Below are 16984 nucleotides of genomic sequence, written 5' to 3'. Positions count from 1 at the left end.
CCGGTGGCAACGCGCGACGGTATGCCGAGCGTGTCTCCACTGCCTAGGATCACCAGCGGGGAAGCCACAAATGAACGGGGGAACCGGAATGACCGGTTTAGAGATCGACAGGATCTCCAAACGCTTCGGCGACGTGGTCGCTTTGCACGAAATGACGTTCGACGTCCGGCCCGGCGAGCTGTTCGGCTTCGTCGGCAGCAACGGCGCCGGCAAGACCACGACCATGCGGATCGCGCTCGGCGTGCTTTCCGCCGACGGCGGCGAAGTGCGGTACGACGGCGCGCCCGTCACGCACGAAACGCGCCGCCACATCGGGTACATGCCCGAAGAACGCGGCCTCTACCCGAAGATGAAGGTGGCCGAGCAGCTGACCTACCTCGCGCGGCTGCACGGCATGCCGGCCGCCGACGCGCGGGCGTCGGCGGAGAAGTGGACCGAACGGCTGGGTGTCGCCGGCCGCCGCGACGACGAGGTGCAGAAGCTCAGCCTCGGCAACCAGCAGCGCGTCCAGCTGGCCGCGGCACTGGTGCACGAGCCGCGGATCCTGGTGCTGGACGAGCCGTTCTCCGGCCTCGACCCGGTCGCGGTCGACGTGATGAGCCAGGTGCTCAAGGAGAAGGCCGCCGAGGGCGTGCCGGTCGTGTTCTCCAGCCACCAGCTCGACCTGGTGGAGCGGCTCTGCGACCGGGTCGGGATCGTCCGGAGTGGACAGATGGTCGAGGTCGGCACGGTCGGCGAGCTGCGCGCCGGTGGTGCCGTCCGGCTGCGGGTCGACGTGCCCGAGGCCGGCGACGGCTGGGCCGCCGGCCTCGCCGGTGTGCAGGTGCTGGGCCGGAAGGGGTCGGTGACCGAGCTCGAGCTGGGCGAGGGCGCCGACGACCAGGCCGTGCTCAAGGCGGCGCTGGCCGCCGGGCCGGTCCGCGAGTTCGCGCGCGAACAGCCGTCCCTGACCGAACTGTTCCGTTCCGTCGTGACCGAGGAGGTCCCCGCGTGAGTACCCCGGTCCAGGACGTCCGGATGAGCCCGGTCGCGGCGGTGGGGCTGGTCGCCTCCCGCGAGATCACCACCCGCGTGAAGTCGAAGGCCTTCCGCGTCGCCACCGTCGTCATGCTGCTGCTGATCGTGGTCGGCATCGTGCTGCTCAAGCTGATCTCGGGCGGGAGCGGCGCCGACGCGACCGTCGGTTACACCCCGGCGACCGCCGCGCTCTCGGCGCCGCTGCAGGCGGGCGGGAAGACGGTCGGCGAGAAGATCGACGTCACCCAGGTCGCCGACGAGGCCGCCGGCCGCGCGAAGCTCGCCGACGGCTCGCTCGACGCGCTGCTGACCGGCGACGGCAGGACCGTGCACGTCCAGGTGAAGAAGGACCTCGACGGCAAGCTGGCCAACGTCCTGCAGCTGCTGTCCCAGCAGGTGGCGATCGACCAGCAGATCACCGCGCTGGGCGGCGACCCGGCGCGGTTCAAGGCGGCGATCGCGTCGGCGAAGTACGTCGAGGACCCGCCGCTGGAGCAGCCGTACGACTACAACGGCGCGCAGCTGGGCCTCGGCATCGCCGCCGGCATCCTGATCTACCTGTCGCTGATGATCAACGGCCAGAGCGTCGCCCAGGGCGTCGTCGAGGAGAAGACGTCACGGGTCGTCGAGCTGCTGCTGTCGACGATCAAGCCGTGGCAGCTGATGGCCGGGAAGGTGCTCGGCATCGGCGTGGTGGGGCTGATCCAGATGCTCGTGATCGGCGTCGGCGGGCTGGTCACGGTGACGGCCACCGGCGCGTTGCCGGACCTCTCGCTGTCCTCGGCCGTCGGCACCGTCGTGTGGCTGATCGTCTGGTACCTGCTCGGGTTCTTCATGTACTCGATCGTGTTCGCCGCGCTGGGCGCGCTGGTTTCGCGCCAGGAAGACGTCGGCGGCGCGACGATGCCGGCGCTGATGTTCGTGATCGCCGGGTACGTGATCGGCATTTCGGTGCTGCCGTCGAACCCGGGCAGCACGTTCGTCGAGGTGCTTTCCGTGATTCCGGTGTTCGCGCCGACGCTGATGCCGATCCGGCTGGCGATGGGCGGGGTGCCGGTGTGGGAGGCCGCGTTGTCGGTGGTGCTGGTGGTGCTGATGATTCCGGGATTGATCTGGCTGGCCGCGCGGATCTACCGGAACGCGGTGATGCGCACCGGCGCGAAGGTGAAACTGCGCGACGCCCTGCGCGCTGCCTGAAGTTCGCCGATCGTTCACCCGGCCCTCGGAAGCTCCGGCTTCCGGGGGCCGCTTTTCGGATGGAGCGTCGAACCCGGTGAATGCTCGAGGCCGCCCGGCGCTTGCGGTTTACGCTGCGCCGGACGGCCTCGTCTCCCCGGTCCCCACCGGTGAAACCAGTATGGCCACGGCTGATCTTCGCGCGCCAGTCGTCTCACTCGATCGTGGGGCGCACGAGTTGCCGCCGCCGGGTACCTGATCAACGATCCGGTGCAAATCCGTGGAGGGAGTCGGTATGGGCCAGCAACTGAAGGACGGACTCGGGCAGGCGTGGGCCATGGTGGCCACATTCGTCCCGAAACTCGTGGGATTCCTGATCATCCTGCTGATCGGCTGGCTGATCGCGAAAGCCGTCTCGAAAGGGCTGGCGCTCGTGCTCGGGAAAGCCGGTTTCGGGAAACTCGTCGAGCGGACCGGCCTGAGCGGGAAGATCGGCCAGCAGAACATCGACGCGACGGGGATCCTCGTCAAATTGGTCTACTACTTCATTCTGCTGATCGCGCTGCAGCTGGCGTTCGGGGTGTTCGGGCCGACGAACCCGGTGAGCCAGCTGCTGAACGACATCATCGCGTTCCTGCCGCGGATCGTGGTGGCGCTGGTGCTCGTGGTGGTCGCCGCCGCGATCGCGAAGGTCGTGCGTGACGTCGTGGCGTCGGCGCTGTCCGGCCGGGGGGCGGCGCGGCCGCTGTCGCTGGGCGCCTACTGGCTGATCATGGCGTTCGGCATCATCGCGGCGCTCGGCCAGGTGAACATCGCGACGGCCATCACCGGCCCGGTCCTGATCGCGGTGCTGGCCACGATCGGCGGCGTGATCGTGGTCGGCTTCGGCGGCGGCCTGATCAAGCCGGCGCAGGACCGCTGGCGCGGCTGGATGGCGAACATGGAGCACCAGCTGGAGACCCCGCAGCAGCGGAGGGGCGAGATGGGCACGAGCGCGCCGCCGCGCGCGACGGTCGGCGCGGACAACACCCCGACGCCGCCGGCGGGCACGCCGCGCCCGCAGGTCTGAGCGAAGCAGGCGGGGTTTCGGGGCGGGTCCGGCGGTCGGGGAAGACGCCGGACCCGCCCTGTTTCACGTCCGCCCGCACCACGGTCCATGTCCCACGATCCGGGAGGTTCCGCGGCTCACAGTCTCTAGGGAATTCACCCCGTCCGGAGCATGTTTGATGCGGTAGGACGAAAGGGGCGTCAGGTGGATTTCCTGCTGCACCACGGAATCACGGTGCTCGGTCAGTGGATTTCGATCGCGGAGCTCGCCGGGCAGGTGTTCGCGCTCGCCGTCGTGTTCCTCGCGCAGCGTCGCACCCTGTGGACGTGGCCCGTGCAGGTCGGGGCCACCGTGCTGCTCTTCGCCGTCTACGCCTCCGCGCACCTCGGCGGGCTCGCGGCCCGTCAGGTGGCCATCCTCGCTATCTCCGTCTACGGCTGGTGGGCCTGGACGCGCCGCCAGGACCCGGTGTTCGGCGTCGTCGTGCGGCAGGGGCGGCTGGTAGAACGGCTCGCCATGCTGGGCGCCTTCCTCGCCGGCACCACCGTGATGGCCCTGGTGCTCGACGCGCTGAACGCCTCCTGGGCACCCTGGCCGGACGCCGCCATCTTCGTCGGCACGCTCGTCGCCTTCGGGGCGCAGGGCGCCGGGCTCGTCGAATTCTGGCTGGTCTGGCTGGTCGTCGACGCGATCGGCGTGCCGCTGCAGATCTCGTCCGGGCTCTACTTCTCGGCCGCGATCTACATCGTCTTCGCCGGGCTGGTCATCCACGGCTGGTGGAGCTGGAACCGCTCCGCGCGCCGCGTCGCCGAGCGTCAGGTCATGGCAGCATCCAGCTGAGCACCGGCGTGCTCTGCCCGAGCACGATCAGGCACATCGCCAGCAGCAGCCCCACGCTCCACGGCAGCACCTTCCGCAGCAGCTTGCCCTCCTCGCCCGGCAGGTTCGCCGCCACGCAGGCGATCGTGAGGTTCTGCGGGGAGACCATCTTGCCGAGCACGCCGCCGGAGCTGTTGGCCGCGGCCAGGAGGTCGGCCGGCAGGCCCGTCTTGTTAGCCGCCGTCACCTGCAGTGCCCCGAACAGCGCGTTCGCCGACGTGTCGGAGCCCGAGACGGCGACGCCGAACCAGCCCAGCACCGGCGAGAGGAACGCCAATCCGGCGCCCGCGGCCGCGATGAACGTGCCGATCGTGGTGGTCTGGCCGGACAGGTTCATCACGTAGGCCAGCGCGAGCACGCCGGTGACGGTGAGGATCGCGAACCGCAGCTCCTTGACCGTCGCCAGCCATTCCCGCACGGTGCCGCTCGCCGACACCGCCAGGATCGCCGCCGTGATGACGCCGGCCAGGAGCACGAGCGTGCCGCCGGTGTTGAGGAACGGCAGCGAGAACGTGTTGCCGGACACCGGTTTCCCGTTCGGCCCGGCGACGTTCAGCCCCGGCCAGTGGAACTTCCAGGTCGCCTTGTCCAGCAGCTTCTTGATCGGCGGCAGCACGGCCAGGGAGAAGATCACGATGATCAGCGCGTAGGGCAGGTAGGCCTTGACGACGTCGTTGCGCGAGTCCGCCTGGGGCGCTTCCTCGGTCGCCGTCCCGCCCATCCCGACGCGGACGGATTCGGGCACCGCACGGCGAGTCTGGGGCAGCGCGACCAGCGCGGCGGCGCCGGCGAGCGCGGCGCCGATGTCGGCCAGCTGCGGCGACACGAAGTTCGACGCGAGGAACTGCACGAGCCCGAACGCGACTCCGCAGACCAGCGCGGGCAGCCAGGTGTCCTTCAGGCCGCGCCTGCCGTCGACGATGATCACCAGCAGCAGCGGCACGACCAGGGCGAGCAACGGCGTCTGGCGGCCGACGATCGAGGAGACCTGCTGCAGCGGCAGGCCGGTGACCTGGGCCAACGTCACGACGGGCGTGCCCATCGCGCCGAACGCGACCGGCGCGGTGTTCGCGACCAGCGCGACGACCGCGGCCTTCACCGGGTGGAAGCCGACGGCGACCAGCATCACGGCGCTGATCGCGACCGGCGCGCCGAACCCGGCGAGGGCTTCCATCAGCGCGCCGAAGCAGAAGGCGATGATCAGCGCCTGGATCCGCGGGTCGTCGGAGATCCGGCCGAACGAGCGGCGCAGGACGTCGAAGTGCCCGGTCCGCACGGTGAGCCGGTAGACCCACAGCGCGTTGACGACGATCCACATGATCGGCCACAGCCCGAACGCGGCGCCCTGCAGCGCGCCGGAGACGGCCTGGACGATCGGCATGCCGTACGCGGCGATCCCGACGACGAGCGCGACGAGCAGCCCGAGCAGGGCGGCGTGGTGCGCCCGCAGCCGGACGACGCCGAGCAGGACGAGGACGGTGGCCAGCGGCAGCACGGCGACGAGCGCCGAGAGGCCCAGCGAACCCAGGGGAGTCACGTCTTGCACGAACACGGCCTGCACGAACACGGGCGACCTCCGTTTTCCACGATGCGAAAACGGCCTTTCGGCGAGTGCCCGAGATCTTCGTCACAAACTGGTCGGTCCGTCAAGAAGCTGAGACCGGTTGGCCCAACGAGTCAGTGCTTCACGGCCGGGCTGCGTGCGGAAAGAGGCATCACGCGTGCCTGGAGAGGCAGCACGCGTGACTGGACGGGCATCACGCGTGACTGGCGCGGCATCGCCGTGATGCCCGCCGGATCACGCGTGATGCCCGTCGTCGTCGACGGCGGCCAGGCGCAGGTCTAACGCAGGGTCGCGTGCGACGGCGTGAGGTCCTTCAGCGTCCGGACGCCGAGCAGCTGCATGGTGCGGACCATCTCCGTGCGCAGGATGTCGACGCACCGCTGGACGCCGCGCTCGCCGCCGGCCATCAGGCCGTAGAGGAACGCGCGGCCGATCAGCACGGCGTCCGCGCCGCGCGCGATCGCCGCGACGATGTCGCCGCCGGACAGGATGCCCGTGTCGATCCAGACCTCGGCGCCGCCCTGGATCTCGTCCAGTACCGCCGGCAGCAGCTCCAGGGGCGTCGGGGCGCGGTCGAGCTGGCGGCCGCCGTGGTTGGACAGCAGCACCGCGTCCGCGCCGTGCTTCACGACGTCGCGGGCGTCGTCGACGTTCTGCACGCCCTTGACCACGAGCTTCCCGGGCCAGGTCTGGCGCACCCAGTCCAGGTCGTCGAAGTTCAGCGTGGGGTCGAACAGCTTGTTCAGCAGCTCCGCGACCGTGCCGTCGAAGTGACTGAGCGACGCGAACTGCAGCGGCTCGGTGGTGAGCAGGTTGAACCACCACGCCGGGTGCGTCGCGCCGTCGAGGAACGTCTTGAGCGTCAACGCGGGCGGGATCGTCAGGCCGTTGCGGACGTCGCGCAGGCGCGCGCCGCCGACCGGGGTGTCCACGGTCAGCATCAGCGTGTCGTAGCCCGCCGCCCACGCGCGATTCATCAGATCTTCGCCCGCGCCGTGGTCGCGCCAGACGTAGAGCTGGAACCACTTGCGCGCTTCGGGTGCCGCCGCGGCGAGGTCCTCGATCGACGTCGTCGCCATCGTCGAGAGGCCCATCGGGATGCCGTTGCGCTGCGCGACGCGGCCGACGGCGGCCTCGCCCTCGTGGTTCATCATCCGCGTGAACCCCGTGGGGGCGAAGGCGAACGGCAGTGCCGACGGCTTCCCGAGGATCTCGCGCGTGGTGTCCACATCGGACACTCCGCGCAGCACGTTCGGGTGGAACTCGATCCGCCGGTAGGCCTGGCGGGCGCGACGCAGGCTGTCTTCCAGCTCGGCCGCGCCGTCGGTGTAGTCGAAGGCCGCCCGCGGGGTCCGCTTGCGGGCGATCATCCGCAGGTCGGCGATGGTGTGCGCGTTCGCGAGCCGCCGGTCGGTCGGGTTCAGCACGATCGGCTTCGGTCGCAGGAGCTGCTTCAGCTCGTCCGGCTTCGGCAGTCGGCGCTTCGTCACCTTCATCAACTCCCTACGACCAATCACGGCAAGCGGGACCCGGCAGACATCGGATGTCTGCCGGGTCCCTTTCTAGCACTGTGCTTCTAACAGCAAGTCACGCGCTGCCGGAATCCGACGTCTGCGGCCCGGCGGCCGCGATGTCGTCGAGCCGGTACTTCGTGGCCGCTTCGAGGACCTTCGCCTGCTCGACCTCGCCGCGCTTGGCGAGGATCGACAGCGCCCCGACGGTGATCGACTCGGCGTCGACCAGGAACTTCCGCCGCGCCGCCGGCCGGGTGTCGGAGAACCCGAAGCCGTCCGTGCCCAGCGTCAGCATGTCGGTCGGCACGTACGGGCGGATCAGGTCCGGTACCGCGCGCATCCAGTCCGACACCGCGACGACCGGCCCGTTCGCGCCCTGCAGCTTCTCGGTCACGAACGGCACCCGCGGCTCGCTGCCGGGGTAGAGCAGGTTGTCGTGGTCGATCTCGACGGCCTCGCGCCGCAGCTCGGTCCACGACGTCGCCGACCACACCGCGGCCCGCACGCCCCAGTCCTCGGCCAGCATCTTCTGCGCCTTGAGCGCGTCCGGCATCGTGACGCCCGAGACGAGGATCTGCACCTCCGGACCGTCGCCCGAGGGCGCGTCGGCGTACTTGTAGAGCCCGCGAAGCAGGCCGTCGACGTCGAGGTTCTCCGGCTCGGCGGGCTGCTGGTACGGCTCGTTGTAGATCGTCATGTAGTAGAAGACGTTCTCGCCGTTGCCGTCCGGGCCGGTCTCGCCGTACATCCGGCGGAGGCCGTCCTTCACGATGTGCGCGATCTCGAACGACCACGACGGGTCGTAGGCCACCGCGGCCGGGTTGGTCGCCGCCAGCAGCAGCGAGTGCCCGTCCGCGTGCTGCAGGCCCTCACCGGTCAGCGTGGTGCGCCCGGCGGTGGCGCCGAGGACGAACCCGCGGGCCATCTGGTCGGCGGCGGCGTAGAGGCCGTCACCGGTCCGCTGGAACCCGAACATCGAGTAGAAGATGTAGATCGGGATCATCGGCTCGCCGTGCGTCGCGTAGGACGTGCCGACGGCGGTGAACGACGCGGTCGAGCCCGCCTCGTTGATGCCCTCGTGCAGCAGCTGGCCCTTCTCGGACTCCTTGTAGGCCAGCATCAGGCTCGCGTCGACCGACGTGTACGTCTGGCCGTGCGGGTTGTAGATCTTGGCCGTCGGGAACATCGAGTCGAGGCCGAAGGTGCGGGCCTCGTCCGGGATGATCGGGACGACGCGCTTGCCGATCTCGGAGTCCTTCGCCAGCTCGCGGACCAGCCGGACGAACGCCATCGTCGTGGCGACCTCCTGCTTGCCGGAACCCTTCCGGATGCCCTCGTAGACCTTGTCGCCGGGCAGGACCAGCGCCTTGGCGGCCTTCGGACGGCGTTCCGGCAGGAAGCCGCCGAGCGCCTTGCGGCGGCCGATCAGGTACTCGATCTCGGGCGAGTTCGCGCCCGGGTGGTAGTACGGCGGCAGCTTCGGGTCGCGCTCGAGCTCCTCGTCGCTGATCGGGATCCGCTGCGAGTCGCGGAACAGCTTGAGGTCGTCGAGGGTGAGCTTCTTCATCTGGTGCGTGGCGTTGCGGCCCTCGAACGCCGGGCCCAGGCCGTAGCCCTTGATCGTGTGGGCCAGGATCACCGTCGGCTGGCCGTGGTGCTCCAGCGCCGACTTGTAGGCCGCGTACACCTTGCGGTAGTCGTGCCCGCCACGCTTGAGGTTCCAGATGTCGGCGTCGGAGAGGTCCTTGACCAGGTCCTTCGTCCGCGGGTCGCGGCCGAAGAAGTGCTCCCGGACGAAGGCGCCGTCGTTGGCCTTGTACGTCTGGTAGTCGCCGTCCGGCGTGACGTTCATCAGGTTGACCAGCGCGCCGTCGCGGTCGGCGTGCAGCAGCGAGTCCCACTCGCGGCCCCAGATCACCTTGATGACGTTCCAGCCGGCGCCGCGGAAGTACGACTCCAGCTCCTGGATGATCTTGCCGTTGCCGCGCACCGGGCCGTCGAGGCGCTGCAGGTTGCAGTTGATCACGAAGGTCAGGTTGTCGAGGCCCTCGCCGGCCGCGACGTGGATCAGGCCGCGCGACTCCGCCTCGTCCATCTCGCCGTCGCCCAGGAACGCCCAGACGTGCTGGTCGTCGGTGTTCTTGATGCCGCGGTCGCGCAGGTAGCGGTTGAACCGCGCCTGGTAGATGGCGTTCATCGGGCCGAGGCCCATCGACACCGTCGGGTTCTCCCAGAACTCCGGCATCAGCCGCGGGTGCGGGTACGACGGCAGGCCGCCGCCCTCACCGGCGTGGCTGTACTCCTGGCGGAAGCCGTCGAGCTGCGACTCCGAGAGCCGGCCCTCGAGGAACGCGCGGGCGTAGATGCCGGGGGAGGCGTGGCCCTGGATGTAGATCTGGTCGCCGCCGCCGGAGTGGTCCTTGCCGCGGAAGAAGTGGTTGAACCCGACTTCGTAGAGCGCGGCGGACGAGGCGTACGTCGAGATGTGCCCGCCGACGCCGACACCCGGACGCTGCGCGCGGTGCACCATGATCGCGGCGTTCCACCGGATGTAGGCCCGGTAGCGGCGCTCGATCTCCTCGTCGCCGGGGAACCAGGGCTCGTTCTCGGTGGGGATGGTGTTGACGTAGTCCGTGGAGGTCAGCGCCGGGACGCCCACGTTGCGTTCCCGGGCGCGCTCCAGGATGCGCAGCATCAGGTACCGGGCCCGCTGCTGACCTCCCCTGGCCAGCGCCTCGTCGAAGGAGTCCAGCCACTCGGCGGTCTCCTCCGGGTCGATGTCGGGCAGGTGCGCCGCCAATCCGTCACGGATGACGCGTACGCGTGCCGGGGTCTCCTTGCCGGAGGCGCCGTCGTTCTGCGGGGCCAAGGGGTCTCCTTGCGAAAAGTTGCAGCCGGTGGTGCTCGTACTCGGGGGTGTACGACTCTCCATCGTCGTCTTCCGTCCCGGCTTCCGCACCGCTACTCAGCGGTAACATCAGCCGACCCGGTCGAGCCACTCCCCGCGCGCGGTGTATCGCGCGCGCGTTTTCTTCTCCCCCACCCTAGGGGACGGCACCCGAAGGGGTGGCAGACCGGTCTCGCGAGGCCCCGAAACGCCGTCAACGCCGCCATGGTGAGCCGGTCGCGGGCCGTATCCTGCGACACGAGTTGTCAAAGATCCGGTGTGGACGGTTGCGCGCGGAGCCGCACCAGTGTTCGCTATCGGCAACCGGGTCGCCGAGTGTGGCGCGGCCGTACCCTCGCAACGGGGGTCGGACGCCACGCTCCGTCGTAGTTGGAGGAGTGAAAGCAGTGGTCGCCGCGGGAGACGCTGATCAGAGCAGCGTCGCCGAGAGGCTCGGCATCAAGCCCGAGATGGTGGTCCAGGAGATCGGCTGGGACGAGGACGTCGACGACGACCTCCGCGCGGCGATCGAGGAGCAGATCGGCGGGGACATCCTCGACGAGGACGCCGACGAGGTCATCGACGTGGTGCTGCTCTGGTGGCGCGAGGACGACGGCGACCTGGGCGACGCGCTCATCGACGCCAGGGGCCCCCTGGAGGAGACCGGCGTGATCTGGGTCCTGACCCCGAAGAACGGGCAGCCGGGGCACGTCGAGCCGAGCGAGATCGCCGAAGCGGTGCCTGCCGTCGGACTGGCCCAGACCGCCAACATGAGCGTCGGCGCGAACTGGATCGGCACCCGCCTGGTCTCGCCGAAGTCGAAGTCGAAGCAGCGCTGAACAGGTCCCGCCCGGCTGACACGATAGGGTTGTCGTCGCAGGCACGTGTCCGTACGGGAGAGGAAACGCGGTATGACCGTCGAGGTCGGTTCTGAGGCCCCTGACTTCACGCTCAACGACTACAACAAGCAGCCCGTGCAGCTGTCGTCCTTCCGGGGCGACAAGCCGGTCCTGCTGGTCTTCTACCCGTTCGCGTTCAGCGGCATCTGCACCGGCGAGCTGTGCCAGCTCCGCGACGAGTTCGCCGACTACGACAACAAGGGCGTCCAGGTCCTGGGCGTCTCGGTCGACACGCCGTTTTCGCTGAAGGCGTGGGCCGAGAAGGAGGGCTACCAGTTCCCGCTGCTGTCCGACTTCTGGCCCCACGGCGAGGTGGCGCAGGCGTACGGCGTCTTCAACGAGCAGGCGGGCCTGGCGGTCCGCGGCACGTTCCTGATCGACACGTCCGGTGTGGTCAGGTTCGCCGAGGTCAACGCGCCGGGCGAGGCGCGTGACCAGCAGGGCTGGAAGAAGGCCGTGGCCGAACTGGCCTGATCTTCGTCGGCGGCGGCTCCCGGCGTGGGGCCGCCGCCGCACGGGCGCATAGCTCAGCGGGAGAGCACTCGGCTTACACCCGAGCGGTCGCAGGTTCGAACCCTGCTGCGCCCACCCTCGTGCGGTTCATCGTCCGCACCAGCACCGCCAATCCCGCGAACAGCACCGCCGCGATCACGCCCGTGACGTTCACGGCCGTCGTGAAGGCTTCCTTCGCCTGGTTCGCCAGTTCCGGGTGGGTGACGTCCGCCGCCAGGGTGGTGCCCGCCGGGAACGCCGCGTGGTACACCGCTGTCGCCGTCAGGCCGATCAGGGCCATGCCCAGTGAGCCGCCCAGGTAGTTGCCCGTGTCCGCCATCGAGGCCGCCGAGCCCGCTCGCTCCGGTGGGACCGCGCCCAGCACCAGGCTGATCCCCAGCGCGAACAGCGGGCCCGTGCCCAGCGTCAGCACCGCGATGCCCACCATGACCAGCCCCACGCCGCCGGTGAAGGCCAGCAGGACGCCGCCGGCTGCCGAGACCACCAGGCCGCCCGCGATCGCCGTGGCCGGGGTCATCCGGCGGGTCAGCGCCGGCGCCGTCATCGTGCCCGCCGCGACGCCCAGGCCCATCGGCGCGAACAGCACCGCCGACGCGAGCGGCGAATACCCCAGGACGCTCTGCAGGTACTGCGTCACGAGCAGTCCGACGCCGGCCATCGCGACCCCGGCGACCACCAGCGCGACCAGCACCGCGGTGAACGGCCGGTTCCGGAACAGGCGCAGGTCCAGCAGCGGCGACGACGTGGTCAGCTGACGGCGGGCGAAGACGGCGCCGAGCGCGGCGCCGACGGCGATCGCGGCGACCGGCACGAGCAGCTGCCCGGTGGTCAGCTGCTTGAGCCCGAACACGATCAGCAGCACGGCGGCCAGCGAAAGCCCGACGCCGGCGAAGTCGAGCCGTCCGGACGCCGGTGCCCGGAACTCCGGCAGCAGGACCGGCCCGGCGATCAGCAGGACACCCATGGCCGGGACGGCGACCAGGAAGACCGAGCCCCACGCGAAGTGCTGCAGCAGGAACCCGGCGAGCACCGGACCGGCCGAGCCGCCCGCGAACTGGCACGTCGCCCAGATCGAGATCGCCTTCCCGCGCTGCTTCTCGTCGCGGAACATGTTGGTGATCAGGGCGAGCGTCGACGGCATCAGCGTCGCCCCGGCGATGCCGAGCGCGCCGCGGGCCACGATGAGCATCGCCGGGCTCGTGGAGAACGCGGCCACGACCGAGGTGACCGCGAAGGCGGCGCCCCCGATCATCAGCAGCCGGCGTCGCCCGATGCGGTCGCCGAGGGTGCCCATGGTGATCACGAACCCGGCCACGACGAAGCCGTAGCTGTCGGTGATCCAGAGCTGCTCGGTGGCGCTCGCCCCGAGGTCGGCGCTCAGTCGCGGCAGTGCGAGGAACAGCGAGGTCATGTCCATCGCGACGAGCAGGGTGGGCAGCACGAGCACCGTCAGCCCCAGCCACTCCCGCCGTCCGGCCGGCTTGTCCATGTCGACTCCTTCTCGGTGGTTGTTCACCTGGGGGTCGGAGCGGGACGAGCCGGCCGGACACGACGAAAGGAGACCTGGGTCACATAAACCGGAACGGCCTGGCACGCGAGTAGTCGGTGACAAGCGCGGACGTGAAGGGGTCATCGATGAATCGGAAGCTGCGCGCACTGTTGGTGGGCCTGGCACTGGCCGGCGGCCTCGTGGTCGCGACCGGCACGGCGAGCGCCGGGCAGGTCGGCGACTCGACGACGTTCGACGTCGGGTACAGCTACGGCACTGCCGGCTCGTTCACCTGGTGGAACCGGGTCACCGAAGTGCAGGGGGACGTCCACATCGCGGATTGGCGGATGAGCGGCGACGCGAACCCGGTCACGATGATCAACATCGTGTTCGACGCCATGAAGGGCTCCACCCGGATCGCGTCGGAGGGCCGCACGGTCACCTTCGACGACTACCCGCACGGGACCCGGTCCATCCACTTCACCCTCGGCAACCCCGACCTGGTCGGCGGCTTCGACCGGATCCGGATCACCCGGTGCTCCTACCTCGAGACGCCCAACGGGCTGCCGCCGGACTGCATGGTCCTGGGCAACTTCTCCCGGCCGTTCTGAGCTTCTCGGGCGATCTCGACGAAGACCGGAGGTTGGCGACGGTAGCGTCGCAAGCGTGAAGATCACCGACGGTGGCTTGATCACGCTCACCGGCGGGACGTTCGACGAGCCGATCCCGGGCAGCGGCCTGGGCGGGATCCTGGCGGCCGATCACCCGCTACCGCTTGCTGCGTTTTGCTCCGGTGCCAACAATTTCCGCGACCTGTGGTCGGATCTCGACAACGCGGATGATGACGTCGTGCTTGACCTGCGACCGCGGTGCCGGCGGGCACCACGCCGTTCCAGAAGGGTGGGGGCCGCCGGTGAAGGCGGCCCCCACGGGCTTCACGCCGCGTGCCAGGCGTGGCCGGCGAAGGCCTCGTCGAGCGGGGCCGCGGTCAGGCGGTTCGCGAATGTCGACAGCGTGTACGTCCCGATTCCCAGCACGACTTCCAGGGCGTTCCGGGCCGTGTAGCCGGCGTCGGTGAAAGCGGCCAGCTCCGCGGGCGGGACGTCGCCCGTCGTGTCCAGGACGGTCAGCACGAACCGCCGCAGTGCCTCCAGCTGCGGCGAGGGCAGGGCGGACTGCGCCCGCAGTGCCGAAACCAGCTCGGGTGAAGCCGAAAGGCCGTGCAGGGTCGCCGTGTGCATCGCCACGCACAGGTGACACCCGTTGCGTGCGGCCACCGTCATGACCAGCACTTCGCGGTCCAGCGCCGGCAGTGTCGCGGACTCGAAGATCGCGTTGAGCTTCAGGAAGCCGTTCAGCAGCTCCGGCGACGTCGCGAGGCGCGCGACGGCGGCCGGGACCCGGCCGAACTTCTTCGCGGTGGCCGCCATCGCCGGGCGGGCGGCCGGGGGTGCAGACTCCGGGGTGTGATCGGGGAACAAGACGGCTCCAGACGTAGGATCGACAATGTGGTTGTCGGAACCGTAAACCTGGTTGTCGAAAAGGGCAAGGGGCGATGACCGACGCGCCCGGCTACGAGCTGCCCTTCCTGCTCTTCGGCGGGTTCCGCACGCTCATCGACCGCCTCCACGCCGAGCTCGCGCGCCGCGGGCACCCGGACGTCCGCCCGTCGTACGGCTTCGCGATGCAGGCCATCGGGGTCCGGGGCGCGACGGCGTCGGAGATCGGCCGCCGGCTCGGCGTTTCCAAGCAGGCGGCGGGCAAGACGGTCGAGCGGCTCGAGGCACTCGGGTACGCCGAGCGCGCCGACGACCCGGACGACGCGCGCCGCAAGATCGTGCGGCTCACCGCGCACGGCGTCGACGCGCTGACGAAGTCCGCGGAAATCTTCGACGATCTGCGACGAGACTGGGCCCGCACGGTCGGCGCCGAGCGGATGACCGCGCTCGAGACCGACCTGCGTGCGGTCGTCGGCCCGGCGGCCTACCGGCTCGACGCGGCGGGCTGGTTCTCCAGCTAGAAGCCGCAGCCGGGGTCCGGCGCGTCCTCCGACAGCGGGCTGCCCGCCGGGAGCACGTACAGGACGTCCAGCACCAGCGGCGTCGACCCGAGGTTGCGGCCGATGTGCACCTGGTCCGGCTTCTCGGTGAACGCGCGCCCGGTGCCGAAGACGCCGTCGAGGCTGCAGTCGGCCATGTTGTGCGTGAGCGTCCCGGCCTTCACGTACGCGTAGAGCGTGCCGTCGTGGAAGTGCCAGCCGGTGTAGCCGCCGGGCTGGATGGTGATCTCCCGCAGCGTGTAGTCGGTGTGGCCGATGGTCTTCTGGGTCAGGATCGTGCCGGTGACGCCGCTGCCGGGCGTCGCGGACGCCGTCGCGGGCAGCAGCACGGCGGCCGCGACGGCGGCCAGGGTCACGGTGATCGGCTTGCGCATGGGCAAAAGCTACCGCGAACCGCCGTGACCCTGGGGGCGGCCGATCGGGCAGTCAGTCCCGGCGCAGGGTGCGCCGCATCATCTTGCCCGATTCGGTGCGTGGCAGGCGATCGGTGAAGTCGAACCGCTTCGGCGTCTTGAACCCGGCCAGCGCCGCCCGGCAGTGCTCGGCCAGGCGCGCGGCCAGGGCGTCGTCCGGGGAGACGCCGGGGACCGGCTCGACGACGGCGACGACCCGCTGTCCCCATTCCTCGTCCGGCTCGCCGACCACCGCCGCGTCGGCGACGTCCGGGTGGCCGAGCAGCCGCGCCTCGATCTCGGCGGGGTAGATGTTGACGCCGCCGGAGAGGATCAGGTCGGTCCGCCGGTCGAGCAGGAAGACGCGGCCTTCGGCGTCGCGGTACCCGAAGTCGCCGACGGTGATGTACTCGCCGGACCGGCCGGCCGCGGTCTTCTCCGGGTCGCCGAGGTAGTCGAGCGCGGTGTGGGCGGAGCTGAAGTAGAGCGTGCCCGGCTCGCCGTCCGGCACCGCGGAACCGTCGTCGTCGAGGATCTTCACCTGCACGCCGGTCAGCGGCCGGCCCACGGTACCCGGCGCTTCGAGCCACTCCGAGGCGGTGACGCCGCAGATCAGGCCCTCGGACGCGCCGTAGTACTCGTGCACCACCGGGCCGAGCCAGGCGATCATCCGCTCCTTGACCTCGGGCGGGCAGGGCGCCGCGCCGTGGATCACGCTGGTCAGGCTCGACAGGTCGTACCGCGCGCGGACGTCGTCGGGCAGCCGCAGCATCCGGTGGAACATCGTCGGCACGAGGTGCGTGTCGGTGACACGGTGCTCTTCGATGAGCCGGAGCGTCTCCTCGGCGTCGAAGCGGTCCATCAGCACCGCGCGGTGCCCGAGGTGCATCGCGTTCACGGCGAACGAGCCGGGTGCGGCGTGGTAGAGCGGGCAGGCCACCAGGTGCACGCCCGGCCCCGGCTCGACGTCGAACATCGCCAGCAGGTCGCGGTGGATCGGGTGCAGCGACGGCGGTTTCCCGCTGAGCGCGCGCCGGACGCCCTTGGGCCGCCCGGTGGTGCCCGACGTGTAGAGCATCGTCTGGCCCGCGGTCCGCGGCTCCGGTGGCGTCGACGGCTCGTCCTCGCCCCAGGACGCGTAGTCGCCCCAGCCGTCGGCCGCGCCGACGGCGAACCGCGGCAGGTCGAGGTCGCATTCGCGCGCGATGTCCGCGTCGGCGACGACGACCCGCGCGCCGCTGTTCTCCACGACGTAGGCGATTTCGGCGGGCGACGACCGGTAGTTGACCGGGGTGAAGTACATCCCGGCCTGCAGCGTGGCGAACAGCAGCTCGAAGTAGGGGAGTCCGTTGTGGACGATCGCGACGACGCCGTCGCCCGCCCCGAGGCCGAGCCGGTGCAGGGCGTGCGTCAGGCGGTTCGCCCGCGCGGCCAGCTCGCCGAAGGTCGCGGTGGTCCCGTCGGGCGCGAGCACCGCGAGCCGGTCCGGGTGCTGCTCGGCGACGTCGAAGAAGGTGCTCACGCCCCGCACGCTACCGGGTACCGTG

General features: G+C 70.3%; 15 protein-coding genes and 1 tRNA gene. 9 read left to right on the top strand and 7 right to left on the bottom strand.

What is annotated here, in order from left to right; genetic code table 11:
• Window positions 1-88: 88 nt before the first annotated feature.
• The 4 genes from OG738_RS00160 to OG738_RS00145 all read left to right on the top strand — a co-directional run bounded on the left by OG738_RS00160 (window position 89) and on the right by OG738_RS00145 (window position 4081).
• Window positions 89-994 (top strand): ABC transporter ATP-binding protein, encoded by a 906-nt coding sequence (locus OG738_RS00160; protein WP_329050187.1) that lies wholly within the window; start codon window positions 89-91, stop codon window positions 992-994.
• 23 nt (window positions 995-1017) lie between these two features.
• Window positions 1018-2214 carry an ABC transporter permease gene (locus OG738_RS00155; RefSeq protein ID WP_329056495.1) on the top strand — a complete coding sequence of 399 codons (1197 nt, stop codon included), beginning with the start codon at window positions 1018-1020 and terminating at the stop codon, window positions 2212-2214.
• A gap of 274 nt (window positions 2215-2488) precedes the next feature.
• Window positions 2489-3262 (top strand): mechanosensitive ion channel family protein, encoded by a 774-nt coding sequence (locus OG738_RS00150; protein ID WP_329050186.1) that lies wholly within the window; start codon window positions 2489-2491, stop codon window positions 3260-3262.
• 183 nt (window positions 3263-3445) lie between these two features.
• Window positions 3446-4081, top strand: coding sequence for a nicotinamide mononucleotide transporter family protein (locus OG738_RS00145; protein WP_329050185.1), 636 nt, complete (start codon window positions 3446-3448; stop codon window positions 4079-4081).
• On the opposite strand, the gene OG738_RS00140 is transcribed toward OG738_RS00145, so the two are convergent.
• From OG738_RS00140 to aceE, 3 genes are all read right to left on the bottom strand, one after another.
• Entirely contained in the window at window positions 4062-5672 is a 1611-nt protein-coding gene (locus tag OG738_RS00140) for an L-lactate permease (RefSeq protein WP_329056493.1), read from the bottom strand. The two genes, OG738_RS00145 and OG738_RS00140, sit on opposite strands and share 20 nt — an antisense overlap.
• A gap of 290 nt (window positions 5673-5962) precedes the next feature.
• Window positions 5963-7174: an alpha-hydroxy acid oxidase gene (locus tag OG738_RS00135; protein WP_329050184.1), complete on the bottom strand. Its 1212-nt coding sequence runs from the start codon at window positions 7172-7174 to the stop codon at window positions 5963-5965.
• Window positions 7175-7271: 97 nt separating this feature from the next.
• Window positions 7272-10067: a pyruvate dehydrogenase (acetyl-transferring), homodimeric type gene (gene aceE / locus OG738_RS00130; RefSeq protein WP_329050183.1), complete on the bottom strand. Its 2796-nt coding sequence runs from the start codon at window positions 10065-10067 to the stop codon at window positions 7272-7274.
• Window positions 10068-10492: 425 nt separating this feature from the next.
• On the opposite strand from aceE, the gene OG738_RS00125 reads away from it, so the two are divergent.
• From OG738_RS00125 to OG738_RS00115, 3 genes are all read left to right on the top strand, one after another.
• Window positions 10493-10924 carry a DUF3052 domain-containing protein gene (locus OG738_RS00125; RefSeq protein WP_329050182.1) on the top strand — a complete coding sequence of 144 codons (432 nt, stop codon included), beginning with the start codon at window positions 10493-10495 and terminating at the stop codon, window positions 10922-10924.
• Between the two features lie 72 nt (window positions 10925-10996).
• Complete coding sequence (locus OG738_RS00120) at window positions 10997-11458, top strand: peroxiredoxin (protein WP_329050181.1); 462 nt, start codon at window positions 10997-10999, stop codon at window positions 11456-11458.
• Window positions 11459-11500: 42 nt separating this feature from the next.
• Window positions 11501-11572 (top strand) — tRNA-Val (locus tag OG738_RS00115).
• Here OG738_RS00115 and OG738_RS00110 read toward each other — a convergent pair.
• Window positions 11532-12986: an MFS transporter gene (locus OG738_RS00110; protein WP_442875920.1), complete on the bottom strand. Its 1455-nt coding sequence runs from the start codon at window positions 12984-12986 to the stop codon at window positions 11532-11534. The genes OG738_RS00115 and OG738_RS00110 overlap by 41 nt on opposite strands.
• Window positions 12987-13132: 146 nt before the next feature.
• Between OG738_RS00110 and OG738_RS00105 the strand changes: the two genes are divergently transcribed.
• Window positions 13133-13597, top strand: a complete 465-nt coding sequence (locus OG738_RS00105; protein WP_329050180.1) for a hypothetical protein — start codon at window positions 13133-13135, stop codon at window positions 13595-13597.
• Between the two features lie 324 nt (window positions 13598-13921).
• Here OG738_RS00105 and OG738_RS00100 read toward each other — a convergent pair whose 3' ends face one another.
• Window positions 13922-14416 carry a carboxymuconolactone decarboxylase family protein gene (locus tag OG738_RS00100; protein ID WP_329056490.1) on the bottom strand — a complete coding sequence of 165 codons (495 nt, stop codon included), beginning with the start codon at window positions 14414-14416 and terminating at the stop codon, window positions 13922-13924.
• 125 nt (window positions 14417-14541) lie between these two features.
• Between OG738_RS00100 and OG738_RS00095 the strand changes: the two genes are divergently transcribed.
• The gene (locus tag OG738_RS00095) at window positions 14542-15006 is read left to right on the top strand and encodes a MarR family winged helix-turn-helix transcriptional regulator (RefSeq protein WP_329050179.1); all 465 of its coding nucleotides are present in this window, start codon (window positions 14542-14544) and stop codon (window positions 15004-15006) included.
• On the opposite strand, the gene OG738_RS00090 is transcribed toward OG738_RS00095, so the two are convergent.
• Window positions 15003-15419, bottom strand: coding sequence for a cupin domain-containing protein (locus tag OG738_RS00090; RefSeq protein ID WP_329050177.1), 417 nt, complete (start codon window positions 15417-15419; stop codon window positions 15003-15005). The two genes, OG738_RS00095 and OG738_RS00090, sit on opposite strands and share 4 nt — an antisense overlap.
• 52 nt (window positions 15420-15471) lie before the next feature.
• Complete coding sequence (locus OG738_RS00085; RefSeq protein ID WP_329050175.1) at window positions 15472-16959, bottom strand: AMP-binding protein; 1488 nt, start codon at window positions 16957-16959, stop codon at window positions 15472-15474.
• Window positions 16960-16984: the final 25 nt, after the last annotated feature.

Source organism: Amycolatopsis sp. NBC_01488, assembly GCF_036227105.1.
In the GTDB taxonomy this organism is placed as follows: domain Bacteria; phylum Actinomycetota; class Actinomycetes; order Mycobacteriales; family Pseudonocardiaceae; genus Amycolatopsis.
The sequence above is the reverse complement of the archived record's forward strand: the minus strand, read 5'-3'. Positions and strand labels throughout refer to the sequence as shown.

Excerpts from the sequence above, each read along its gene's own strand:
- OG738_RS00160 (WP_329050187.1), top strand. The coding sequence starts at position 89 with ATGACCGGTTTAGAGATCGACAGGATCTCCAAACGCTTCGGCGACGTG.
- OG738_RS00155 (WP_329056495.1), top strand. The coding sequence starts at position 1,018 with ATGAGCCCGGTCGCGGCGGTGGGGCTGGTCGCCTCCCGCGAGATCACC.
- OG738_RS00150 (WP_329050186.1), top strand. The coding sequence starts at position 2,489 with ATGGGCCAGCAACTGAAGGACGGACTCGGGCAGGCGTGGGCCATGGTG.
- OG738_RS00120 (WP_329050181.1), top strand. The coding sequence starts at position 10,997 with ATGACCGTCGAGGTCGGTTCTGAGGCCCCTGACTTCACGCTCAACGAC.
- OG738_RS00110 (WP_442875920.1), bottom strand. The coding sequence starts at position 12,986 with ATGGACAAGCCGGCCGGACGGCGGGAGTGGCTGGGGCTGACGGTGCTC.
- OG738_RS00105 (WP_329050180.1), top strand. The coding sequence starts at position 13,133 with ATGAATCGGAAGCTGCGCGCACTGTTGGTGGGCCTGGCACTGGCCGGC.
- OG738_RS00100 (WP_329056490.1), bottom strand. The coding sequence starts at position 14,416 with ATGGCGGCCACCGCGAAGAAGTTCGGCCGGGTCCCGGCCGCCGTCGCG.
- OG738_RS00095 (WP_329050179.1), top strand. The coding sequence starts at position 14,542 with ATGACCGACGCGCCCGGCTACGAGCTGCCCTTCCTGCTCTTCGGCGGG.
- OG738_RS00090 (WP_329050177.1), bottom strand. The coding sequence starts at position 15,419 with ATGCGCAAGCCGATCACCGTGACCCTGGCCGCCGTCGCGGCCGCCGTG.